This window comes from Pseudomonas oryzicola (genome assembly GCF_014269185.2).
Classification (GTDB): Bacteria; Pseudomonadota; Gammaproteobacteria; order Pseudomonadales; family Pseudomonadaceae; genus Aquipseudomonas; species Aquipseudomonas oryzicola.
The window spans coordinates 1,633,644-1,658,006 of record NZ_JABWRZ020000001.1 but is presented as its reverse complement, the minus strand read 5'-3'; the positions used below and the strand labels follow the sequence as shown (position 1 = coordinate 1,658,006).

17 protein-coding genes are annotated in these 24,363 nt (G+C 63.8%); 8 read left to right on the top strand and 9 right to left on the bottom strand.

Going from position 1 to position 24,363, the window contains the following annotated elements; all coding sequences use genetic code 11:
• Window positions 1-15 precede the first annotated feature (15 nt).
• The 4 genes from HU760_RS07485 to HU760_RS07470 form a co-directional block, all read right to left on the bottom strand.
• On the bottom strand, window positions 16-1,392 hold the full coding sequence (locus HU760_RS07485; protein ID WP_186676230.1) for a purine-cytosine permease family protein: 1,377 nt from the start codon (window positions 1,390-1,392) through the stop codon (window positions 16-18).
• Window positions 1,393-1,470: 78 nt separating this feature from the next.
• Window positions 1,471-2,346, bottom strand: coding sequence for a carboxylate/amino acid/amine transporter (locus HU760_RS07480; protein ID WP_186676228.1), 876 nt, complete (start codon window positions 2,344-2,346; stop codon window positions 1,471-1,473).
• Window positions 2,347-2,776: 430 nt separating this feature from the next.
• On the bottom strand, window positions 2,777-3,376 hold the full coding sequence (locus HU760_RS07475; protein WP_186676226.1) for an FMN-dependent NADH-azoreductase: 600 nt from the start codon (window positions 3,374-3,376) through the stop codon (window positions 2,777-2,779).
• A 109-nt stretch (window positions 3,377-3,485) separates the two neighbouring features.
• The gene (locus HU760_RS07470) at window positions 3,486-3,800 is read right to left on the bottom strand and encodes a 3-phosphoglycerate kinase (protein ID WP_186676224.1); all 315 of its coding nucleotides are present in this window, start codon (window positions 3,798-3,800) and stop codon (window positions 3,486-3,488) included.
• Between the two features lie 48 nt (window positions 3,801-3,848).
• On the opposite strand from HU760_RS07470, the gene HU760_RS07465 reads away from it, so the two are divergent.
• The 4 genes from HU760_RS07465 (at window position 3,849) to HU760_RS07450 (ending at window position 8,044) form a co-directional block, all read left to right on the top strand.
• Window positions 3,849-4,772, top strand: a complete 924-nt coding sequence (locus HU760_RS07465) for a LysR family transcriptional regulator (RefSeq protein ID WP_170031319.1) — start codon at window positions 3,849-3,851, stop codon at window positions 4,770-4,772.
• A gap of 13 nt (window positions 4,773-4,785) precedes the next feature.
• On the top strand, window positions 4,786-5,598 hold the full coding sequence (locus HU760_RS07460; protein WP_186676222.1) for an alpha/beta fold hydrolase: 813 nt from the start codon (window positions 4,786-4,788) through the stop codon (window positions 5,596-5,598).
• Complete coding sequence (locus tag HU760_RS07455; protein ID WP_186676219.1) at window positions 5,592-6,149, top strand: peptidylprolyl isomerase; 558 nt, start codon at window positions 5,592-5,594, stop codon at window positions 6,147-6,149. Before HU760_RS07460 ends, HU760_RS07455 begins: the two co-directional genes overlap by 7 nt.
• A gap of 62 nt (window positions 6,150-6,211) precedes the next feature.
• Window positions 6,212-8,044 carry an ABC transporter ATP-binding protein gene (locus tag HU760_RS07450; RefSeq protein WP_186676215.1) on the top strand — a complete coding sequence of 611 codons (1,833 nt, stop codon included), beginning with the start codon at window positions 6,212-6,214 and terminating at the stop codon, window positions 8,042-8,044.
• Between the two features lie 125 nt (window positions 8,045-8,169).
• On the opposite strand, the gene HU760_RS07445 is transcribed toward HU760_RS07450, so the two are convergent.
• A complete protein-coding gene (locus HU760_RS07445) occupies window positions 8,170-9,297 on the bottom strand; it encodes a GNAT family N-acetyltransferase (protein ID WP_186676429.1) in 1,128 nt (375 codons plus the stop codon).
• A 262-nt stretch (window positions 9,298-9,559) separates the two neighbouring features.
• Between HU760_RS07445 and HU760_RS07440 the strand changes: the two genes are divergently transcribed.
• Complete coding sequence (locus HU760_RS07440; RefSeq protein ID WP_186676213.1) at window positions 9,560-10,804, top strand: putative porin; 1,245 nt, start codon at window positions 9,560-9,562, stop codon at window positions 10,802-10,804.
• 199 nt (window positions 10,805-11,003) lie between these two features.
• Here HU760_RS07440 and HU760_RS07435 read toward each other — a convergent pair whose 3' ends face one another.
• Both HU760_RS07435 and hrpA read right to left on the bottom strand, forming a co-directional pair.
• A complete protein-coding gene (locus HU760_RS07435; protein WP_186676212.1) occupies window positions 11,004-12,125 on the bottom strand; it encodes a beta-ketoacyl-ACP synthase III in 1,122 nt (373 codons plus the stop codon).
• Between the two features lie 189 nt (window positions 12,126-12,314).
• Window positions 12,315-16,220, bottom strand: a complete 3,906-nt coding sequence (gene hrpA, locus HU760_RS07430) for an ATP-dependent RNA helicase HrpA (RefSeq protein ID WP_186676210.1) — start codon at window positions 16,218-16,220, stop codon at window positions 12,315-12,317.
• 459 nt (window positions 16,221-16,679) lie between these two features.
• Here hrpA and HU760_RS07425 point away from each other — a divergent pair, with 459 nt between their 5' ends.
• Complete coding sequence (locus HU760_RS07425; RefSeq protein WP_186676426.1) at window positions 16,680-18,044, top strand: glutamine synthetase family protein; 1,365 nt, start codon at window positions 16,680-16,682, stop codon at window positions 18,042-18,044.
• A 23-nt stretch (window positions 18,045-18,067) separates the two neighbouring features.
• On the top strand, window positions 18,068-19,375 hold the full coding sequence (locus HU760_RS07420) for an NAD(P)/FAD-dependent oxidoreductase (RefSeq protein ID WP_186676206.1): 1,308 nt from the start codon (window positions 18,068-18,070) through the stop codon (window positions 19,373-19,375).
• A 127-nt stretch (window positions 19,376-19,502) separates the two neighbouring features.
• Here the strand turns inward: HU760_RS07420 and fadD1 are convergent, their stop codons facing one another.
• Both fadD1 and fadD2 read right to left on the bottom strand, forming a co-directional pair.
• Window positions 19,503-21,200 (bottom strand): long-chain-fatty-acid--CoA ligase FadD1, encoded by a 1,698-nt coding sequence (gene fadD1, locus HU760_RS07415; RefSeq protein ID WP_186676204.1) that lies wholly within the window; start codon window positions 21,198-21,200, stop codon window positions 19,503-19,505.
• Window positions 21,201-21,496: 296 nt separating this feature from the next.
• Entirely contained in the window at window positions 21,497-23,185 is a 1,689-nt protein-coding gene (gene fadD2 / locus HU760_RS07410; protein WP_186676202.1) for a long-chain-fatty-acid--CoA ligase FadD2, read from the bottom strand.
• A gap of 219 nt (window positions 23,186-23,404) precedes the next feature.
• Here fadD2 and HU760_RS07405 point away from each other — a divergent pair, with 219 nt between their 5' ends.
• The gene (locus tag HU760_RS07405; protein ID WP_186676200.1) at window positions 23,405-24,349 is read left to right on the top strand and encodes an alpha/beta hydrolase; all 945 of its coding nucleotides are present in this window, start codon (window positions 23,405-23,407) and stop codon (window positions 24,347-24,349) included.
• The last annotated feature ends 14 nt before the right edge of the window (window positions 24,350-24,363 follow it).

Sequence of the window (24,363 nt, the reverse complement as noted above, 5' to 3'; positions counted from 1 at the left end):
TTTTTCAAGACCGCATCAGGGAAGCGCGTTCCTTGTTGCCAACAGCGGCTTATTCTCACGGCCATGGACCACGCAATACAGCGCCCCAGCCAGGATCAGCCCCATCGCCCAGCTGATATCCGCCCCCAGCCACTCAGCCACGAAGCCTGTGTAGAACGACAGCTTCATGAACGGGATGGTACCGATGATCGACACGGCGTACACCGCCAGGCTCCGACGATTGAAGCAGCCGTAACGCCCCTTGGCGTCATACAGCGCCCCCACATCATAGTGGCCACGGCACACCCAGTAGTAATCCACCAGGTTGATCGCGCTCCATGGAATCAGCAGGTACAGCTGGCCAATCAGGATGTCGGCAAAGAACGTATCGAAATTGTACTGGGTGGCGATGGCAATCACCGTTGCCGCTGCGGTCAGGCCAGCCATTACCAAGGCCTTGGCCGTGGCAGTCACGCGCCGGATGGTCTTGAACGCGCCAAAGATCGTGACCGACGACATGTAGGCGCTGTACAGGCACAGGACGTTGTACTGGATCACCCCCAGCGCAATCACTGCCAGCGCCAACGGCGCCCACGGGCCAAACAAGGCGGCGATGGCTGTGGCCGGGTCATGGCCCAGGGCCGAGGGCAGTTCCACCGCCACCAGCGCGCCCAGTGCCATCATGGCGAAGGAGCCCAGCGCACAACCGCAGTAGGTGGCCCAGAACGTGGCGCGCGGGTTGACGTTGGCCGGGAGGTAGCGCGAGTAATCAGCCACATAGGGGCCATAGCCCAGCGTCCACGAGGCCGACTGGGCCACGATCAGGTTGAACGCGGTGAACGAAAAACCGGTACTCACCGCCGTCGTGGTTGCCATGTCGCCAGGGTGCAGCAGGATCAGCACCAGGGCGCCGGCAAACACCAGCGTGGACAACAGGCTCATCCACGCGCCCAGGCGGTGGATCAGCTCGTAGCCGACAAAGCCGATGACAAAGGTCAGCAAGCCGACCACCACGATGGCCTGGTCATCGCTCATCGGCACCAGGGCCTGCAGGGCATTGCGCATCAGCACGCCGCTGGCGGCGAGGAACAGGACTGCGGCGGTGACCATCACCAACAGAGGGAGCGCCGCACCATGGACGCCGAACTGGGCCCGGCTCTGGATCATCTGTGGCACGCCCAGGTGCGGGCCCTGGGCAGAGTGCGCGGCCATGAACACGGTGCCGATCAGGTTGCCGACCAGCAGGCCGAGCAAGGTCCAGCCCAGGCTCAGCCCCGAGGCGACGCCCAGGGTGCCGACCATCAGGGCGGTTATCTGGAAGTTGGAGCTGAACCAGATGGTGAACAATCGTTTGGGCGTACCATAACGCTCAGCGTGTGGGACAAATTCGATACTTCGCGTTTCTAACTTCACGCCGGTCTCCCGCTTTTATTTTTTTGATTATCGGGTAGCCACCGACAGATTTCGGGCCCAGTAACGAACGCGTCATAGCTAGCTGCGCCATGCCTTGCTCGACAACGTCAGGCTACCCAGGCGGCTCATCCACACCGACGCCAGGATCACCGCCCCGCCGAGCAACAGCCGCCCCAATGGCTCGTGCTGGTTCCAGATCAGCAGGTTCAGCAGCAAGCCTACCGGCACATGCAGGTTGTTCATCACCGCCAGCGTCGCGCCGGAAACCAGGCAAGCGCCCTTGTTCCACCAGTACAGCCCCAGCGCCGTCGGGCACAGGCCCAGGAACAGCAACACCAGCCATTGCACGTTGGTGCTCGGCAGGTGCTGGGCGTTGCCGAACAGCAGGAACGCCGGTAGCACCACGATCAGCGCGCCCAAGTAGAAGTAGCCAAAGCGCTTGTAGTGCGGCAGGTCGCTGGGGTGGCGTGCGACCAGGTGGCGGTACAGCACCTGGCCGGCGGCGTAGGTGAAGTTGGCCAGTTGCAGCAGCAGGAAGCCGGTGAAGAACTCGCCGCTGATGGTGTCGAAGCGGATCACCGCGGCGCCGGCTACCGCCACCAGCGCTGCCACCAGGGCCCACGGGTTGAAGCGGCGGTTCATGGCATCTTCGATCAGGGTCACGTGCAGTGGCGTGAGGATGGTGAACAACAGCACCTCCGGCACACTGAGCACACGGAAGCTGAGGTACAGGCAGACGTAGGTGATGCCGTACTGCAGCGCGCCGATCAGCAGCATCGAGCGCATGAAGCGCAGTTCGACCTGGCGCCAGCGGGTCAGCGGCAGGAACACCAGGCCAGCCAGCACCACCCGCGCGAGCACGGCGAAGTAGCTGTCGACGTGCCCGGCCAGGTACTCGCCGATCAGGCTGAAGGAAAACGCCTGGATCAGCGCGACGATTATCAGGTAGCCCATGGGTGCCTCTCGTGGATCAAGGGCGCGACCTTAGCGGGTTGTGGCGAGCGAGTTCAACCTTGCAGGTGCTACTCGTGCTTTTTTATTTGGGGCGCAAATCGAGCGCCGCCCGCGCGGCGCATCGCGAGCTGCGCTCGCTCCTACGTTTGTTTCGGGCCAGTCACGCCTGTGACAGGCGCGCGCGGCCGCCTGGTTTGTCCGACGCGATATTCCGCCATGTGCCAAGGCGTACGCGCACAAATCCCACAGGAATAATTGGCCCGAAACAAACGTAGGAGCGAGCGCAGCTCGCGATGCGCCGCGCGGGCGGCGCTCGATCTCAAAAACCCTACAAGGCTCCAGACAATCATAAAAAAACCCGGCCATACGGGCCGGGCAGGTACACCCAAAGGAGCAAAACCAGGTGTCAGGGTTGGGAATTCGTTGCGCCTCAGGCGACCGCTGCCAGCCTGGCCTTGGCCTGGTTCACGCCTTTCTCGTGGAACTCGCCGCTCATGTTCAGGCCTTCGGCGTGGATGAATTCGACATCGTGAATGCCGATGAAGGCCATGACCTGGCGCAGGTACGGTTCCTGGTGGTCACTGCTGGCGCCGGCGTGGATGCCGCCACGGGCCGTCAGGACAATGGCACGCTTGCCAGTCAGCAAGCCCTGTGGGCCGGTGGGGGTGTACTTGAAGGTGATGCCAGCACGCAGCACGTGGTCCAGCCAGGCCTTGAGCGTGCTGGGGATGGTGAAGTTGTACATCGGCGCAGCCATCACCAGCACGTCGGCAGCGAGCAATTCATCGGTCAGTTCGTTGGAGCGGGCCAGGGCCTCCAGCTCGGCGGCGCTGCGCTGCTCTTCGGGCTTCATCCAGCCACCCAGCAGGTCGGCGTCCAGGTGCGGCACCGGGTTCACCGCCAGGTCACGTACGCTGATCTGGTCGGCCGGGTGGGCGGCCTGCCATTGCTGGATGAAATCACGGGTCAGCTGGCGGGAAACGGAATCCTGCTGGCGGGCGCTGCTTTCGATGATCAGTACGCGGGACATGGGGTGCATCCATCGGCAAAAAGGGTTGCGATTCGATGGAGGTGAGATTAAGGCTTGACCTATCGATAAAAAAGCGTAAAAAGTGGGTGCAATCAATCGATTTATCAGTTTATTCCGCGCTGCAGCTCAAGGCGATCCGCAGTTTGATGATCTGGCGGTTGAACTTGGCGGTGACATCGACGCTTTTGCCTGCCGGTACATTCACCCGCCGTACCCGCGGTGCCTCGGGGCCGTTGCGGAAGGTGACCTTGCAGGCAGCCGGCACCTGCCCATAGTTGTTCAGGGTGATGGCGCCAATGTCGTAAGCCGTGTCGTAGGCGGTGTAGTCGAGCTTGACCCCGGTCAGTTCCTTGTCCACATCGATGGGATACGCCATGGCCCCGAGGGGCAGGCACATCAGTATTGCCGCACAACATTTCTTCATGGGCCGCTCTCCTTGAAAGAGCGCAGCTTAGGACAACAGGAGCGAAACATGAAAGCGCCGCGCGTAACCCTTGACCAGTGGCGAACCCTGCAGGCAGTGGTCGATCACGGCGGGTTTGCCCAGGCCGCCGAGGCACTGCACCGCTCGCAGTCGTCGGTCAGCTACACCGTGGCGCGCATGCAGGAGCAACTGGGCGTGCCGCTGCTGCGTATCGATGGCCGCAAGGCCGTGCTCACCGAGGCCGGCAATGTGCTGCTGCGCCGTTCGCGCCACCTGGTCAAGCAGGCCAGCCAGCTTGAAGACCTCGCCCACCACATGGAACAGGGCTGGGAGGCCGAGGTGCGCCTGGTGGTCGATGCCGCCTACCCTAGCGCCCGCCTGGTGCGCGCCCTGGCTGCGTTCATGCCGCAGAGCCGTGGCTGCCGGGTGCGCCTGCGGGAAGAAGTACTTTCTGGCGTCGAGGAAGTGATGCATGAAGGCATCGCCGACCTGGCCATCAGCAGCTACAGCATCGGCGGCTACCTGGGTGCCGAACTGAGCGCGGTGGAGTTCGTCGCCGTCGCCCACCCGGAACACAGCCTGCACCGCCTGGGCCGCGAGCTCACCTTCCAGGACCTGGAAAGCCAGTTGCAGGTGGTGATCCGCGACTCCGGCCGCGCCCAGCCGCGCGACGTCGGCTGGCTCGGTGCCGAGCAACGCTGGACGGTCGGCAGCCTGGGCACCGCCGCCACCTTCGTCAGCAGTGGCCTGGGCTTTGCCTGGCTGCCCCGGCACATGATCGAACGCGAGTTGCGTGAAGGCGTGCTCAAGCCATTGCCGCTGGACCAAGGTGGCAGCCGCCACCCACTGTTCTACCTTTATTCCAGCAAAGAGAAGACCCTGGGCCCGGCGACGCAGATTCTCATCGACCTGCTGCGCAATTTCGACACCGCGCCACTGGACGTGCCCTTCGCAGCCCCCGCACAAGCCTGAGAGGACCGCGCCCATGGCCTATTTCGAACACGAAGGATGCGCACTGCACTACGAGGTCTATGGCCAGGGCGAACCGCTGGTACTGTTGCATGGCCTGGGCTCCAGCTGCCAGGACTGGGAGATGCAGGTGCCGGCGCTCAGCCGCCACTACCAAGTCATCCTGATGGACATCCGCGGCCATGGCCGCTCCGACAAGCCCCGCGACGGCTACCAGATCGCCACCTTCAGTGCCGACCTGCTGGCCCTGCTCGAACACCTGAACACCGGCCCGGTGCACTTCGTCGGCCTGTCCATGGGCGGCATGGTCGGTTTCCAGTTCGCCGTCGACCATCCACAGTGGCTGCGCAGCCTGTGCATCGTCAACAGCGCCCCCGAGGTCAAGCGCCGCACCCGCAGTGACTGGGCCCGGTGGCTGAAACGCTGGGGCCTGGCGCGCCTGCTCAGTGTCGAAACCGTCGGCAAGGGCCTGGCCGAACGGCTGTTCCCCAAGCCCCAGCAAGCCGCACTGCGCCAGGAAATGGCCAAGCGCTGGGCACGCAACGACAAACGCGCCTACCTCAAGAGCTTCGACGCCATCGTCGACTGGGGCGTGCAGGAACGCATCGGGCAGATTCACTGTCCTACCCTGGTAATCGCCGCCGACCACGATTACACGCCGATACAACTGAAACAACGCTATGTCGCCCTGATGCCCCACGCCAGGCTGGTGGTCATCGACGATTCCCGGCACGCTACACCTCTCGACCAACCCGAGGTCTTCAACCAGACCCTGCTGCAGTTCCTTGCAGCCGCTTCCACCTCTCAAGGATCTTTGAGCCCATGCTGAAAAAACTTCTGCTCACCGCCTGCTCGGTCGCCTTCGCCACCAGCGTCATGGCCTCCGACAAGACCCCGCACGTAGTGCTGGACACCAGCTTCGGCCAGGTCGAGATCGAGCTGAATGCCGAGAAGGCGCCGATCAGTACCAAGAACTTCCTGCAGTACGTAGACAGCGGCTTCTACAACAACACCATCTTCCACCGCGTGATCCCCGGCTTCATGGTCCAGGGCGGCGGCTTCACCGACCAGATGGTGCAGAAGACCACCAAGGACCCGATCCGGAACGAAGCCAGCAACGGCCTGCAGAACACTCGCGGCACCCTGTCGATGGCGCGCACCTCGGACCCGAACTCGGCCACCAGCCAGTTCTTCATCAACGTTGCCGACAACGACTTCCTCAACCCGGGCCGTGACGCCGGTTATGCCGTGTTCGGCAAGGTCACCAAGGGCATGGAAGTGGTCGACCAGATCGTCAACTCGCCGACCACCATCAAGAAAGGCATGCGCGATGTGCCGGCCGACCCGGTGTACATCAAGTCGGCCAAACGCATCGACTGACCGCAGGCTTCACAGGGACGTGAAACCGCCTGGGGTCGGATGGAACAGGAGTGTCGTCACCCATGCTGTACCGCCGTTTCGAACAACTGATCGACATTTTTCGCGAAGCGCCGAGCGACGCGCCCCCCAGCCGGGTGTGGCCGTTCTACCTGTATTACCTGCGCCAGGTCTGGCCGAGTTTCCTGGCCCTGCTGGTGGTCGGCCTGTTCGCCTCGCTGATCGAGGTGGCGATGTTCAGCTACCTCAGCCGCATCATCGACCTGGCCCAGGGCACTCCCAATGCCAACTTCTTCAGCGAGCACAGTGGCGAGCTGATCTGGATGCTGGTGGTCATCCTGCTGCTGCGGCCATTGTTCTTCGGCCTGCACGACCTGCTGGTGCACCAGACCATCACCCCGGGCATGACCAGCCTGATTCGCTGGCAGAACCACACCTACGTGCTCAAGCAGAGCCTGAACTTCTTCCAGAGCGACTTCGCCGGGCGCATCGCCCAGCGCATCATGCAGACCGGCAACTCGCTGCGTGACTCCGCCGTGCAGGCGGTGGATGCGCTGTGGCATGTGCTGATCTACGCCATTACCTCGCTGGTGCTGTTTGCCGAGGCCGACTGGCGCCTGATGCTGCCACTGCTGCTATGGATCGCCGGCTATATCGCCGCGCTGTTCTACTTCGTGCCCAGGGTGAAGGAGCGCTCGGTGATTTCTTCCGACGCGCGCTCCAAGCTGATGGGCCGTATCGTTGATGGCTACACCAACATCGCCACCCTCAAGCTGTTCGCCCACACCGACTACGAGCAGCAATACGCCCGCGAAGCGATCAGCGAACAGACCGAGAAAACCCAGCTGGCGGCGCGCGTGGTCACCAGCATGGACGTGGTCATCACCACCCTCAATGGCCTGCTGGTGGTCGCCACCACGGGCCTGGCGCTGTGGCTGTGGAGCCAGTCGCTGATCACGGTCGGCGCCATCGCCCTGGCCACCGGCCTGGTGATCCGCATCGTCAACATGTCGGGCTGGATCATGTGGGTGGTCAACGGCATCTTCGAGAACATCGGCATGGTCCAGGACGGCCTGCAGACCATCGCCCAGCCGGTCACCGTCACCGACCCGCCCAACGCGCCGGCGCTGAAGGTCAGCCGCGGCGCGGTTCGCTTCGATGACGTGGACTTCCACTATGGCCAGGCCGCCAATGTGATCGAAGGGCTGAACCTGGACATTCGCCCGGGCGAGAAGATCGGCCTGATCGGCCCGTCCGGGGCGGGCAAGTCGACCCTGGTCAATCTGCTGCTGCGGCTGTACGACGTGCAAGGCGGGCGCATCCTGATCGATGGCCAGGACATCGCCCAGGTGAGCCAGGCCAGCTTGCGCGCGCAGATCGGCATGATCACCCAGGACACCTCGCTGCTGCACCGCTCGATCCGCGACAACCTGCTGTACGGCCGCCCGGGTGCCAGCGACGCCGAGCTGCTCGAAGCGGTGCGCCGGGCGCGGGCTGACGAGTTCATCCCGCAGCTGTCGGATGCCCTGGGCCGCACCGGTTTCGATGCCCATGTGGGCGAGCGCGGGGTCAAGCTGTCGGGTGGCCAGCGCCAGCGCATCGCGATTGCCCGGGTGCTGCTGAAAAATGCTCCGATCCTGATCATGGACGAGGCCACTTCGGCGCTGGACTCGGAGGTGGAGGCAGCAATCCAGGAAAGCCTGGAGACGCTGATGCAGGGCAAGACAGTGATCGCCATTGCCCACCGGCTTTCCACCATCGCGCGGATGGACCGGCTGGTGGTGCTGGACAAGGGGCGGATCGTCGAGAGTGGCAGCCACAATGAACTGCTCGCGCAGCAAGGCCTGTATGCCCGCTTGTGGCATCACCAGACCGGGGGCTTTGTCGGGGTCGACTGACTCCTGCACCGGCCTCTTCGCGGGTAAACCCGCTCCCACAGGGACCGCACAAATTTCACGGTCTGTGCAGTACCTGTGGGAGCGGGTTCACCCGCGAAATGGCCGGCACAGGCAATATGAATGGATCAGTCCCGGCGATAGGGCAACATCCCCCTGGCCTCCTCGGCATACGCCCGCACCCCTTCCCGCTCCTGCGCCAGAAAATCCTCTACCGCCCGCCGCAGCCCCGGGTGCAGCAGGTAGTGCCACGACCGCGTCAGCACCGGCTCGAAGCCGCGAATCAGCTTGTGCTCGCCCTGCGCCCCGGCATCGAAACGCTGCAGGCCCTCGGCGATGGCAAAGTCCATGCCCTGGTAAAAACAGGTCTCGAAATGCAGCCGGTCAAACTCGTCCAGGCAGCCCCAGTAACGCCCGAACAAGCTGTCGCCGCCCACCAGGCTCAAGGCCATCGCCACATCACGCCCAGCTTGCCGCGCCATCACCACGCGCAGTGCCTCGGGCATGCGCTCGGCCAGCAAGCTGAAGAATTCGCGCGTCAGGTAAGGCGCACGACGGCGCACCGCGTAGGTGTTGGCGTAGCAGCGGTAGACGAAGTCCCATTGCGCCTGGTCCAGTTCGGCGCCGTGGTACCAGCGAAAATCGATACCCTGCCCGGCTACCTGCTCACGCTCCTTGCGCATCTGCTTGCGCTTGCGCGAACTGAGGCTGTCGAGGAAGTCCTGGAAGTCACGGTAGCCATGGTTGCGCCAGTGGAACTGGCAACCCAGCCGCTCCATCCAGCCCGGCAAGCCGGCCATCTGCGCATCCAGCTGCGGGTCGGTGAAGTTGATGTGTGCCCCGGACAACCCGCCCTTGCCCAGGTATTCCGGCAACGCCTGCAGCACCAGCAAGCCATCGGCAGGGTCGGCGGCCAGCAGGCGCGGGCCGCTGACCGGGCTGAACGGCACGGCACCGAGCAGCTTGGGGTAGTAGGCGATGCCGGCCCGTTCACAGGCATCGGCCCAGCCATGGTCGAACACGTACTCGCCAAACGAATGCCACTTGCGGTACGCCGGCAGCAGCGCCCTCACCTGCCCGTCACGCTCCAGTACCAGGTGCTCGGGGGCCCAGCCGGTGTCTGGCGCGACGCTGCCGCTGTCCTCCATGGCACTGAGAAACGCATGGCGCAGGAACGGTTGGCCGGGCGGCACCAAGGCATCCCAGGTAGCCGCCGGCAGGTCATGCAGATGAGCAAGGCTGTACAGGCTGGTCACGGTTTCGGCTCGCTGTTTCAAGGCATCCAGTATCCCCAAGGAAAGCCCGCCACTCAATTCACCAAAGCCGTGGCGATCCTTTTATTCTCAATTACTTAACCGCAGTGCCACTAATTCGACATTAATCTGTCATTCGCCCCCGCAATACTTGCGCCTGTTTTCCGGAACCCCAGAACCTGTCTATCCAGGCCCTTTCCGAAGACATGCCAATACAGGGGCGGGCGCCTGAGCCTCCCCCATCTTATTCAACAGGGAGAACCTTATGCGTCTTGTTTCTACACTTACCGGAGTGAGCCTCACCGGCATGATGCTGGCTCTGAGTACTCCGGCCAGTGCAGCTGTCGACGCCAAGCTGCTCGAAATGCTCCGCGCCAACGGCTCGATCAACCAGGCGCAGTACAACGAACTGCAGGCAGACCTGGCTCAGGAAACCAAGGAAAAGGCCGCTCAGAAAGCTCAGTCCGAACGGATGAGCTCCTTTGAACAGAAAGTGGCATGGGCCGCCAAGACTCAGGTCAAAGGTGACTTGCGCCTGCGTTACGAAGACGTCAACGTCGACGACCCGAACAGCAGCAGCGGCAACCAGGACCGCCAGCGCGTGCGTGCCCGTGTCGGCTTCTACAGCGAAATCAACCCGCAGGTCGACGCGGGCATCCGCATCGCCACCGGCAGCAGTGCCGACCGCCGCTCGACCAACCAGAGCTTCGACAACTACTTCGACAAGAAGTCGCTGTGGGTCGACCAGGCCTACCTCGACTGGCACCCGACCGCCGTTCCCAACCTGCACCTGATTGGCGGCAAGATGGCACAGCCGTGGGTGAGCATGGGCGACATCATCTGGGACAGCGACATCAACCCGGAAGGTGTGGCTGCTACCTACAAGACCGACCTGGGCGGGGCCGAAGTGTTCGCCAGCGCCGGTCAGTACACCCTCAAGGACAACGTCGATGGCGACGGCGTGCAATACAAGCATGACGCACAGGTCTATCACGGCCAGCTGGGCGCCAGGTTCGCCCCGGCAGACACGCTCAAGCTGACCGTAGGTGCCAGTATCTATGGCTACGACAACGACAAGGAAGCCACCATCCTGCGGTCGTTCGGCAACACCACCAACGAGTTCAACCTGGTGGAAGGCTTCGGCCAGCTGGACTTCACCGGCTTTGCCATCCCGCTGTCGGCTTACGGCCAGTATGTGAAGAACACCGAAAGCACCGATGGCGAAGACCAGGCCTGGTTGGCCGGCCTGAAAACCAAGGTCGGCGCCTGGAGCCTGGACTACAACTACCGCGACGTGCAGCGTAACGCCGTGGTCAGCCTGTTCACCGACTCCGACTTTGGCAACGGCTTCACCGGTTCGCGCGGGCACAAGTTCAAGGTCGGTTATGAAATCGACAAGAACTTCTCGCTGGGCGCTGCCTACCTGATGGCCAAGACCGACCTGTCGCAATTGCCCAACAGCGATGCCGATGTCGATACCCTGCAGGTTGACCTGGAAGCCAAGTTCTAAGCACCACCAGTTGCGCTTCACCTGAAGCGGGAAATGCCGACCCCATCCGGCGTTTCCCGCTTTTTTTTGCCTGCCAGACATGCGCCGGCCTCTTCGCGGGTAAACCCGCTCCCACAGGTACCGTGCAGTGCTCAAAAGCTGTGCCGAACCTGTGGGAGCGGGTTCACCCGCGAAAAGGCCAGAACGGGCGCCCGATGAATCAGCGCTTGCGCAGGATCACGCTGCCAATCGAATACCCCGCGCCGAACGAACTCAACACCCCCAGCGAGCCCTTGGCCAGGTCGTCCTGATACAGGTGGAAGGCAATCACCGAGCCCGCCGAACTGGTGTTGGCATAACGGTCGAGAATCACCGGTGTGTCTTCCTCCGCCACCTCACGTCCCAGCAGTTTCTTGACGATCAGCTGGTTCATGCTGAGGTTGGCCTGGTGCAGCCAGAAGCGCTTCACATCGCTCGGCTGCAGCCCGTTTTCCTGCAGGTGCTCACCGATCAGTTCGGCCACCTTCGGGCACACTTCGCGGAATACCTTGCGGCCTTCCTGGATGAACAACTTGTCCGCGGCACCTTCACCCTCTTCCGCCGCGCGGTTGAGGAAGCCGAAGTTGTTGCGGATGTTGTTGGAGAACTCGGTCCACAGCTTGCTGCTGACAATTTCGAACTGGTGTGCCGAGGTCGCCTTGTCGGCACGTTCGAGCAGTACCGCGGTGGCGGCATCGCCAAAAATGAAGTGGCTGTCGCGATCGCGGAAGTTCAGGTGCCCGGTGCACACTTCCGGGTTGACCATCAGCACTGCGCGGGCCTGCCCCAGGGCCACGCTGTTGGCGGCGGTCTGGATACCGAAGGTGGCCGATGAGCAGGCCACATTCATGTCGAAGGCAAAACCCTGGATGCCCAGCGCCTGTTGCACCTCGATGGCGATGGCTGGGTATGGGCGCTGCAGGTTGGAGCAGGCGACGATCACCCCGTCGATGTCGGCGGCAGTGCGGCCGGCGCGTTCCAGCGCCTGGCGGGCAGCGGCCACGGCCATTTCGCAGAGCACCGACGGCTCGTCGTTGGCGCGCTCTGGCAGGCGTGGCTTCATGCGTTGCGGGTCGAGGATGCCGGCCTTGTCCATGACGAAACGGCTCTTGATGCCCGAAGCCTTTTCGATGAAGGCGGCGTCGGACAATGGCGCCGCTTCGATCTCACCGCGCTCGATGGCCGCGGCGTGGTCCTGGTTGAACTGCTGCGCCCAGGTGTTGAAGGAGGCTACCAGTTCTTCGTTGGAGATGCTCTGGGCCGGGGTGTACAGGCCGGTGCCGCTGATCACGACGTTATGCACGGTCGTTCCTCTGGTCAAAGGCCATCGCCACAGGGCGCTGGCTGGGAAATATGGCAAGTTAATGGCACTTTAGTGCCAATTCAAAGACAAAGCTGCTCCCGCGTGCACTGCACCTGTGGGAGCGGGCTGGCCCGCGAAGGGTCGCAGCGCGACCCCAAATTGCCCTAATAGTGCCACAACCAGGGAAGTTTAACCCTCCACCTGGCTCCATTGCTTGCTCAAACGTTTGTCAGAAATCGGCACCTTGGTCCCCAACTGCTGGGCAAACAGCGATACCCGGTATTCCTCCAGCCACCAGCGGTAAACCGTCAGTTGCTCATCGCGCTTGCCCTCCTGGGCATGCTTGTCGGCACGGGCCTTGTACTGCGCCCACAGGTTGCCCAGCTCGCCGCTCCACACCCGGTCCTTCTGTACCTGCGCGCCCAGCTTTTCCAGGCGCAGTTCCACCGCCTTGAGGTAGCGCGGCAGTTCCTTGAACCAGGCCCCGGGGGTTTCGCGCACGAAGCCCGGGTACACCAGGTTGCCCAGCTGTTGCTTGATGTCGTTCAGCGCCACCGCCTGGCTCAGGTCGATCTTGCCCTTGAACCGCTTCTGCAAGCCATGCCACAGCTTCAGTACTTCGAGGGTCTGCCGGGCCAGGCGCTCGGCATGCTCGGCCCAACCGCCGCGCTTGCGCTCCGCCAGCCCGGCCAATGCGGCACCGTCGCGCGGCAGTGGTTGTTCGCCGTCGAGGATGCAACTGTCCAGGCTGGCCAGCAGAATATCCTCGACCAATGCCTCGACGCGGCCCAATTCGCGATACAGCAGGCCCAGTTCGGTCAGCCCCGGCAGTTTGCCACGCAGGTACTTGGCCGGCTCGGCCAACTGCTGCAGCAACAGGCGTTGCAAGGCACGGCGGTGCTGGAATTCGGCTTCGGCCTGGGTCGAGAAACGCCCTTCGCGCACGCTGCCGTTATCTTCCACCAGCGCCGGGTACACGGTCATCGACAGGCCAGCGATCTTCTGCTGGGCCGTCTGCTTCACTTCGCTGAAGGCCTTGGCCTGCACCGGCTGTTCGCTCCTGGCGTCGCGCGGCACGGCCAGCGCAGCCTGGCTGGCGGCGGCAAAGCGTGCGGTCAGCTCGGCCAGGTCGCGGCCTTCGCCAAGGAACTTGCCCTGCCCATCGACCACCTCGATGTTCATGCGCAGGTGGCCTTCGACCAGGTTGACCGACTCGTCCCAGGCCTCGTCGGCAACCCGCACACCGGTCATGCGCAGCAGCTCCTGGCCCAGGGCCTGCGGCAGTGCCCCTTGGCCAAAGGCCATGCGCGCCAGCGAGGCCTTGACGAAGTCCGGCACCGGCACGAAGTTCTTGCGCAGGGCCTTGGGCAGGTTGCGCACCAGCGCCACGCACTTGGCTTCCAGCAGGCCCGGCACCAGCCACTCCAGGCGCTCGCCCGGCAGGCTCGGCAGCAGCGGTGCCGGCACCCGCACGGTCACACCATCGCGGGGATGGCCGGGCTCGAAGTGGTAGCTCAGCGGCAGGCGCAGGTCGCCCACCTGCAGGCTGTCGGGGTATTGCGCGGCGGTAACTTCACTGGCTTCGCGGGCCAGCACGTCTTCCTCGCGCATGATGAGCAGGTTGGCGTCCTTCTGGCTGCCCATGCGGTACCAGCTGTCGAAGGTTGCGGTCTGGTGGATTTCCGCCGGCAGTCGCGCTTCGTAGAAGGCGTACAAGGTTTCTTCGTCGGCGAGGATGTCACGGCGGCGGGCCTTGGCTTCCAGCTCGTCGAGTTCTTCGAGCAGGCGCTTGTTCGCCGCCAGGCACCTGGCCCGTGACTGGATTTCGCCACCTACCAGGCCTTCGCGGATGAACAGCTCGCGCGAGGTGACCGGGTCGATCGGGCCGAAATGCACCGGGCGGCGGCCGACCAGGATCAGGCCGTACAGGGTGATCTGCTCATAGGCCACCACCTGCCCGCGCTTCTTCTCCCAGTGCGGTTCGAAGTGGTTCTTCTTGACCAGGTGGCCGGCCAGCGGCTCGATCCAGTCCGGTTCGATCCTGGCCACCATGCGCGCATACAACTTGGTGGTCTCGACCAGTTCGGCAGCCATCACCCACTGCGGGCGCTTGCGCCCCAGGCCCGAGGACGGGTGGACCCAGAAGCGCCGCTGGCGGGCCCCCTGGTAGTCGCCCTCTTCGGTCTTCTGGCCGATCTGGCTGAGCAGCCCGCTGAGAATGGCCTTGTGCATTTTCGGGTAGTCGGACGGGTCCTTGTTCACCGTCAATTGCAGGTCACGGCAGATCAGCGCCAACTGGCGATGAGCATCGCGCCATTCGCGCAGGCGCAGGTAATTGAGGAAGTTCTTGCGGCACCAATTGCGCAGCGGGTTGGCAGTCAGTGCCTGGCGCTGCTCTTCGAAGCCACGCCAGAGGTTGACCAGCGCAGCGAAATCGGAGTCCACGTCCTTCCATTGCGCGTGCGCCTGGTCGGCGGCCTGCTGGCGCTCCGGCGGGCGCTCACGCGGGTCCTGCACCGACAGCGCACTGGTCACGATCAGCACTTCCTGCAGGCTGCCCAGGCGTGCGCCTTCGAGCAGCATGCGGCCCAACCGCGGGTCGATCGGCAGGCGCGCCAACTGGCGCCCGATCGGGGTCAGCTGGTTCTCGCGGTTGACCGCCGACAGCTCCTGCAGCAGGTTGAAACCATCGCTGATGGCCTTGCCATCCGGCGGCTCGATGAACGGGAAGGCATCGATCGCCCCCAGGCGCAGGTGGAGCATCTGCAGGATCACCGCAGCCAGGTTGGTGCGCAGGATCTCCGGGTCGGTGAACGCCGGCCGGCTGTTGAAATCCTCTTCGCTGTACAGGCGCACACAGATGCCCGGCTCGACCCGGCCGCAGCGGCCTTTACGCTGGTTGGCACTGGCCTGCGACACGGCTTCGATGGGCAGGCGCTGGACCTTGGCGCGGTAACTGTAGCGGCTGATACGGGCGGTGCCGGTGTCGATCACGTAACGGATGCCCGGCACGGTCAGCGAGGTTTCCGCGACGTTGGTGGCCAGCACCACGCGACGCCCGGTGTGCGGCTGGAAGATGCGCTGCTGTTCCGCCGGCGACAGGCGCGCGTACAGCGGCAGGATCTCGGTGTGGCGCAGTTGCGCCTTGCGCAGGATCTCGGCGGCATCGCGGATTTCCCGCTCGCCCGGCAGGAAGATCAGCACATCGCCCGGCCCCTTGCCGACGCTGCGTTCGTGCTGCGCCAGCTCGTCCAGGGTGGCGAGAATGGCCTGGTCGACGGTGAGGTCGTCCTCGATCTGGTTGCCTTCTTCGTCCTGCTCGCTGGTCAGTGGGCGGTACCAGGTTTCCACCGGGAAGGTGCGCCCGGATACCTCGATGATCGGCGCACCGTCGAAGTGTCTGGAGAAACGCTCCAGGTCGATGGTCGCCGAGGTGATGATCAGCTTCAGGTCGGGGCGGCGGTGCAGCAGGGTCTTCAGGTAGCCGAGCAGGAAGTCGATGTTCAGGCTGCGTTCGTGGGCTTCGTCGACGATGATCGTGTCATAGCGCTCGAGAAAGCGGTCATGCTGGGTTTCGGCCAGCAGAATGCCGTCGGTCATCAGCTTGACCAGGGTGTTGGCGTCGCTCTGGTCTTCGAAACGCACCTGGTAACCGACCAGCCCGCCCAACGGCGTGCCCAGCTCTTCGGCGACCCGCGCCGCCACACTGCGGGCGGCGATGCGGCGTGGCTGGGTATGGGCGATCATGCCATGGCTGCCACGGCCCAGTTCCAGGCAGATCTTCGGCAGCTGGGTGGTCTTGCCTGAACCGGTTTCGCCGGCGATCACCAGCACCTGGTGTTCGGCCAGGGCCTTCTTGATTTCGTCACGCTTGGCGGCGATCGGCAGGCTGTCGTCGTAGCGCACGGTGGGCACGCTCTGCTGGCGCGCGGTGACCTGGGCACAGGAGGCCTGGACCCTGTCCACCCATTGCGCCAGCTTCGCCTCATCGGGGCGCTTGCGCAGTTCGTGCAATTGCCAGCGCAGACGATGGCGGTCGGCAATCATGGCGTGGTCGAGGTTTTGCAGCAGTTTGTCGATGGCGTGGTCAGTCATGGGGCTTTTTAGTGATGCAGGTGGGCCTGCTTTTTCATGATCGGCATTCGAAGGATGCGCGATTGTCGCAGATTTGCGCCTACTTTGCTGTCCAGGCTGGCGCTATCCCCGGTAGCAGCGCAGCAAGGCTGAAAGTTTAGCAAGGGCTTATGTAAAGGTTGCCATTCACTGCTTTAATCAACCTTACCCAGCATGTGAGTATCCAAGGCATGACTCCCCTCCAGCCCAGCGCCCCACCCTCGCCCCGCCCTTCGCTACCGAAGGCCCGGCGCCGTGCCGGTGAAAATCCGCTGGTCCACGTCATCCTCGCCTTCTGGGCCCTGTGGCACTGCCGTCACGCGCGCCCACCGGATTGCTCACGCACGCCTTCATGACCGAACCCGGACCCCGTCCGGCCGTTTGACCCAGCTGGGCCGCCTGCCTGTGCGGTGGCCCCGTGCGCCCATGAGCGAATCCATCATGCACTTTGCACCTGTAGAGCAGGCCAGGCGGTTCCTGGCCGACAACCCCGATATCGAGCTGTTCGAACTGTTCATCCTCGACGCCAACGGCGTACCGCGCGGCAAGCTGCTGCACCGCGACGAGCTGCTGGCCGTGTACCAGAGCGGCAGGCCACTACCCAGTACCATCCTTGGCCTGACCCTCAACGGCGACGATGTGGAAAACTCCGGCCTGGTGTGGGACGTGGGCGATATCGACTGCCGCGCCTATCCACTCGAAGGCAGCCTGGTGCGCCTGCCCTGGCGGCGGGTACCGACTGCCGCGGTACAGGTGAGCATGCATCCGAGCGAAGGCCTGCCGGCCAGTATCGCCGACCCACGCCATGTACTGCTGCGCACCATCGATGCGCTGAAGGCCGACGGCTACCACCCAGTGATGGCCTGCGAGTTGGAGTTCTACCTGCTCGACCAGCAGCGTGACGCCCTGGGCCGCCCGCAACCGGCGCTGGACAACGATGGCGGCCGCCCACGCAGCACCCAGGTCTATGGCCTGCGCGAACTGGAGCAGATCGAGCCGTTCCTCGCCGACCTCTACGCCGCCTGCAAGGCCCAAGGCATACCGGCCCGTACGGCGATCTCCGAATATGCCCCTGGCCAGGTGGAAATCACCCTCGAGCACGGCGACGCGCTGCAGGCGATGGACCAGGCCGTGCGTTACAAACGCCTGGTCAAAGGTGTGGCCCACGCCCACGGCATGCAGGCCTGCTTCATGGCCAAGCCGTTCGCCCACCTGGCCGGCACTGGCATGCACATGCACCTGAGCCTGGCCGACGGCGCCGGCAACAACCTGTTCGCCAGCGACGACAAGGCCGGCACCCCGCTGCTGCGCCAGGCCGTGGCCGGCATGTTGCGCCACCTGCGCGACTCGCTGTTGCTGTTCTGCCCGAATGCCAACTCGTTCCGCCGCTTCCAGGCCAACAGCTACGCGCCGCTGGCGCCAACCTGGGGCGTGGACAACCGCACCGTGAGCCTGCGCGTACCGGGCGGCCCGGCCAACAGCCGGCATGTGGAGCACCGCATCTGCGGCGCCGACGCCAACCCGTACCTGGCGGCGGCGGCGATTCTCGCGGCCAGCCACCGCGGCATCCGCGAACGCCTGGACCCAGGGGCGCCGGTGGAAGGCAACGGCTATGCCCAGGCCACCGAACACCTGCCCACCGACTGGCTGACTGCCCTCGACGCCCTGCAGCACTCCAATTGGGCCCGCGAAGCATTTGGCGAGCCATTCCTTGGCGTGTACCTGAAGGTCAAGCGCGCCGAGTACCGCCAGTTCATGGCCGAAGTCAGCGAACAGGACTGGCGTTGGTACCTGCACCAGGCCTGAGCCCCGGATAACAAGGAACACCCATGAATGCAGCATTGAACAAAGGCCCGGCGCAGCGCGCGCCGTCCTACTACAGCGCCACCCTCAACGACCACACCGAATACCCGCAGCTCAAGGGCACGGTGCAGGTGGACGTGGCCATCATCGGCGGCGGCTTCACCGGCGTGGCCACGGCAGTGGAACTGGCCGAGCGCGGCCTGAAAGTCGCCATCGTCGAAACCAACCGCATTGGCTGGGGCGCCAGCGGGCGCAATGGCGGCCAGGTCACCGGCAGCCTGTCGGGCGACGAAGCCATGCGCACGCAGATGCGCAACCGCCTGGGGGGCGAAGTCGACGATTTTATCTGGCACCTGCGCTGGCGCGGGCACCAGTTGATCGAACAGCGCGTGGCACGCTATGGCATCGACTGCGACCTCAAGCGCGGCCACCTGCATGCGGCGATGAAACCCTCGCACATGGACGAGCTGCGCGCATTCGAGGCCGAGGCCCGGCGCCGAGGCATGGGCGAGCAGGTGCAGTTGCTGGACCGCAACGGCGTCGCCGAGCACCTGCAAAGCCCTTTGTACCTGGGCGCGCTGAAGAACCTGCGCAACCTGCACCTGCACCCGCTCAACCTGTGCCTGGGCGAGGCCCGCGCCGCCCATGGCCTGGGTGCGCTGATCTTCGAGAACTCCGAGGTGCTGGACATCGTCCACGGCCCGCGGCCGGCCGTGGTCACCGCCCACGGTCGGGTCGAGGCGCGCCAGGTGATGCTGGCTGGCGATGTCTATCACAAACTGGAGAAACGCCAGCTCAAGGGCAAGATCTTCCCGGCCATGGGCGGCATCGTCACCACCGCACCGCTGGGGCAACTGGCCGAGCAGATCAACCCGCAGGACCTGGCGGTCTACGACTGCCGCTTCGTCCTCGACTACTACCGCCTGACCGCCGACAAGCGCCTGCTGTTCGGCGGCGGTGCCAACTATTCCGGCCGTGACTCACGCGACATCGCTGGTGAACTGCGCCCGTGCATCGAACGCACCTTCCCGGCGTTGAAAGGCGTGCCGATCGAATTCCAGTGGAGCTGCGCGATGGGCATCGTGGTCAACCGTATCCCGCAACTGGGCAAGCTGTCGGACAACGTGTGGTATTGCCAGGGCTATTCGGGGCACGGCATTGCCACCAGCCACATCATGGGCGAGATCATGGCCGAGGCGTTGACCGGGACGCTGGAGAAGTTCGACACCTTTGCCCAGTGCAAGCATGTGCGGGTGCCAATGGGGGAATTGCTGGGGAACCCGCTGTTGGCGGCAGGGATGTGGTATTACCAGATGCTGGAGAAATTGCGCTGATTTTACCGGCCTCTTCGCGGGTAAACCCGCTCCCACAGGTATTGCACAACCCTTGAGAGTTGCACAGAACCTGTGGGAGCGGGTTTACCCGCGAAGAGGTCGGTAAAGCCAGCAGAGATTCAGAAGATCAGGCGATCTTCTTCAGGCCCTGCTTCTTCAGCTCTTCATCACGCAGCTCACGGCGCAGGATCTTGCCCACGTTGGTGGTCGGCAGCGCGTCGCGGAACTCGATCTGGCGCGGTACCTTGTAGCCGGTAACGTTGGCGCGCATGTGCTCCATCACCTGCTCCTTGGTCACGGTCATGCCCGGCTTGACCACGATGAACACCTTGATCACCTCGCCCGACTTCTCGTCCGGCACCCCGATGGCCGCGCACTGCAACACGCCCGGCAGGGCCGCCAGCACGTCTTCCAGCTCGTTGGGGTACACGTTGAAGCCCGAGACCAGGATCATGTCCTTCTTGCGGTCGACGATGCGCATGTAGCCGTCCGGCTGGATCACGGCGATGTCGCCAGTCTTCAGCCAGCCCTCGCTGTCGAGGATCTCGGCCGTGGCGTCCTCGCGCTGCCAGTAACCCTTCATCACCTGCGGGCCCTTGATGCACAGCTCGCCCACCTCGCCCAACGGCAGTTCGTTGCCCGCGTCATCGATCACCTTGCACAGGGTCGAGGGTACCGGGATACCGATAGTGCCGACCTGGTTGGCCTCCGACGGGTTCACCGCGGCCACCGGGCTGGTCTCGGTCATGCCGTAACCTTCGCAGATGGCGCAACCGGTCACAGCCTTCCAGCGCTCGGCCACGCTCAGTTGCAGGGCCATGCCACCGGACAGGGTGATCTTCAGCGCGGAGAAATCCAGGGCACGGAACGCCTCGTTGTTGCACAGGGCAACGAACAGCGTGTTGAGGCCGACGAAGCCACTGAACTTCCACTTGCCCAGTTCCTTGACCATCGCCGGCAGGTCACGCGGGTTGCTGATCAGCACGTTGTGGTTGCCGATCAGCATCATCGCCATGCAATGGAAGGTAAAGGCGTAGATGTGGTACAGCGGCAACGGGGTGATGAGGATTTCGCAACCTTCGTGCAGGTTAGCGCCCATCAGTGCCCGGCACTGCAGCATGTTGGCCACCAGGTTGCGGTGGGTCAGCATCGCGCCCTTGGCCACGCCGGTAGTGCCACCGGTATATTGCAGCACCGCCACGTCATTGGCCTGCGGGTTGGCCTCGGTCACTGGCTGGCCCTTGCCCAGCGCCAGCGCATCGTTGAAACGTATGGCACGCGGCAGGTGATAGGCCGGCACCATCTTCTTCACGTACTTGATCACGCTGTTGATCAGCAGGCGCTTGAGTGGTGGCAGCAGGTCGGCCACTTCGGTGACGATGACATGCCTGACCTGGGTCTTGGGCACCACTTTCTCGGCCAGGTGGGCCATGTTGGCCAGGCACACCAGGGCCTTGGCGCCGGAGTCGTTGAACTGGTGTTCCATCTCCCGCGCGGTGTACAGCGGGTTGGTGTTGACCACGATCAGCCCGGCACGCATGGCGCCGAACACCGCCACCGGGTATTGCAGTACGTTGGGCAGCTGCACGGCAATCCGGTCACCCGGCTTGAGGTCGGTATGCTGCTGCAGCCAGGCGGCAAACGCCCCCGACAGCGCATACAGCTCGCCATAAGTGATAGTCTTGCCCAGGTTGCTAAAGGCCGGTTTATCGGCAAAGCGTTGGCAGGATTGCTTGAGTACCGCCTGGATATTGGGGAATTCGTCAGGATTGATTTCCGCCGTAATCCCGGCTGGGTACTTATCCTTCCAAAAATGTTCGATCATGGAAGCCCACTCCTTCAGCAACAGCGAAGTTCGATTCACGCGTCGATGCGCTTATTATTGATATGAGATGACGGCTCGTTGCAAACCGGATCATCTGAAAGCGGGCCGAGAGTATCAGCTTTACCTGGGGTCGCCTAGGGGCCAAAACAGGCCTTGCAGTCACAAAAATGACTCAATGAACAATACAAGTCATTTTTAGAGTATTTATCCAAAATGTCGCAGATCGGGCTGTAGATAGCCTGTTAGAGCGGTTTCACGGCATTCGCGGGCAAGCCCGCGAACAAGCCAACCCGGTATCAAGCTATATCGCGCAGCTCCCGCCGCAGGATCTTGCCCACCGGCGTCATCGGCAAGGCGTCGCGCAACACGATGTGCTTGGGCACCTTGTAGCCGGTGAAGTTGGCCTTGCAGAACGCCTTGAGCTCTTCCACGCTCACCCCGCCCTCGCGCGCCACCACGAACAGCTTCACCGCCTCGCCGGAACGTTCGTCCGGCACGCCAATGGCTGCGCAGTTGGCCACCTTGGGGTGGCCCATGACCACGTCCTCGATCTCGTTGGGGTACACATTGAAACCGGAGACGATGATCATGTCCTTCTTGCGGTCGACGATGCGGGTGAAGCCGTCCGGGTCGATCACCGCAATATCGCCGGTCTTGAACCAGCCTTCCGCGTCCAGAGCCTGGGCGGTGGCCTCGGGTTGCTGCCAGTAGCCCTTCATCACCTGCGGCCCCTTGATGCACAACTCGCCGCGCTCACCCAACGGCAGCTCGTTGCCGTCATCGTCGATCACCTTGAAGGCGGTGCCCACCACCGGGATGCCCACCGTGCCCAGGCGCGCCAGCTGGCCATAGGGGTTGGTGCTGGCCACCGGCGAGGTTTCGGTCAGGCCGTAGCCTTCGACGATGCGGCAGCCGGTCAGGCTCTCCCAGCGCTCGGCAGTGGCCTTGACCAGCGCAGTACCGCCCGAGTTGGTGACTTTCAGCGCCGAGAAATCCAGCTGGCTGAAGCCCGGGTGGTTCATCAGCGCGACGAACAGGGTATTCAGGCCCAGCAGCCCAGTGAACCGCCACTTGCCCAGCTCCTTGATGAAGCCGGGGATATCCCGTGGGTTGGTGATCAGCACGTTGTGGTTGCCGGTGACCATCATGCACATGCAATTCGCGGTGAAGGCGTAGATATGGTACAGCGGCAGTGGCGCGATCATCACCTCCTGGCCTTCCTTGATCAGCTTCTGCCCGTCCGGCCCGTGCTGCGAGAAGCAAGCCAGCACCTGCAGCATGTTGGCCACCAGGTTGCCGTGGGTGAGCATGGCCCCCTTGGCCAGGCCAGTGGTACCGCCGGTGTATTGCAACACGGCAATGTCGTCCAGGCTCAGCGGCACCGGCCTGGGTGACAGTTCGCGGCCCTGGCGCAACACCTGCTTGAACGCTACCGCCTGGGGCAGCCGGTAGGCCGGTACCATCTTCTTCAGCTTGTCGACCACGGTGTTGACCAGCCAACCCTTGGCGGTCGGCAGCATGTCGCCCATCTTGGCTTCGATCAGGTACTCGATGCCGGTATCCGGCAGTACCTCCTGCACGTGCTTGCCGAACATGTTCAGGTATACCAGCGCACGCGCGCCGCTGTCGGTGAACTGGTGGCGCATCTCGCGGGCGGTGTACAACGGGTTGGTGTTGACCACGATCAGGCCCGCCCGCAGGGCGCCGAACACGGCGATGGGGTACTGCAGCACGTTGGGCATCTGTACCGCGATGCGGTCACCCGGCTTGAGGTCGGTGTGTTGCTGCAGCCAGGCGGCGAAGGCCGCCGAATGGCGCTCCAGGTCCGCGTAGGTCAGGGTCACGCCGAGGTTGCTGAAGGCCGGGCGGTCGGCAAAGCGCTTGCAAGAGCGTTCGAACACCTCGACGACCGAGGCGTAGGCATTGAGATCGAGGGTGGAAGGCACGCCTGCCGGGCGCTTGTCGTTCCAGAAGTCGGCTTGCATTTATTATTGTTCCTCTACCTGGACCTGCTGAGTGTCCTGTCGTCCTGTTACCTGCCCGCCCGAAAGCGAAAAGGCGTTGATCCGACGTTAACAGGTAAGCCCGAGGTGGCATATACGCCAAGTGCCGCCATTAACATTGTGAATCTTATTTGTGCCCTTCCTGCAATCCGGCCGGTTGTGCATACACTGTTCGAGTACCCGTGCGCACAAGGACCCGCCATGCCTCACGACGCCTTCTGGCTGCCTGCCAGCGAGCACTGCAGCCTGTACGTGCACCAGTGGCTGCCGGCCACGCCGGTCAAGGCCGTGGTGTTGCTGGCCCACGGCATGGCCGAGCATGCCGGGCGCTACCAGCCGCTGGGCGAGGCACTCAGCGAGGCTGGCTTTGCCCTGATCGCCGCCGACCAGCGCGGCCATGGACGCACTGCCGAACTGGGCAGCCTCGGCCTGTTCGCCCGTCATCATGGCTGGGATGCCGTGGTCAATGACCTTGGGCTACTGGCCCAGCACATCGGCCAGCAGTACCCGTGCACGCCTTTATTCCTGTTTGGCCACAGCATGGGCAGCTACATCGCCCAGGCCTACCTGCTGCACCACAGCGGCAGCCTGCACGGGGCGATCCTCAGTGGCTCCAACTACCAGCCGGCGATGCTGTACCGCGTGGCGCGGCTGATTGCCCGGCTGGAGGCCTGGCGCCAGGGGCCGCTGGGCAAGAGCGCGCTGATCGAGTGGTTGTCGTTCGGCTCGTTCAACAAGGCCTTCAAGCCCAACCGCACGGCCTTCGACTGGCTCAGCCGCGACCCGGCGCAGGTCGACCTGTACGTCAACGACCCGTTATGCGGCTTTCGCTGCAGCAACCAGTTGTGGCTCGACCTGCTGCAAGGCTTGGCGCAGATCAGCCAGCCGGGTAACCTCGCGCAGATCGATCCAAACCTGCCGCTGCTGGTGATCGGTGGTGAATGTGATCCGGTCAGTGCCGGCAAGCGTCTCACCCATCTGGCCGATGCCTTGCGCGCGACCGGCAATCGACATGTACAGCTGCGCGTCTACCCCGACGCGCGGCATGAAGTGCTCAACGAACTCAATCGAGACGAGGTCACCGGCGATATTCTCGCCTGGCTCGAACAGGCGCTGGCCCTTGGCCGGCCTGCCCGCAGCGAATGATAGGCGCCCTCGCC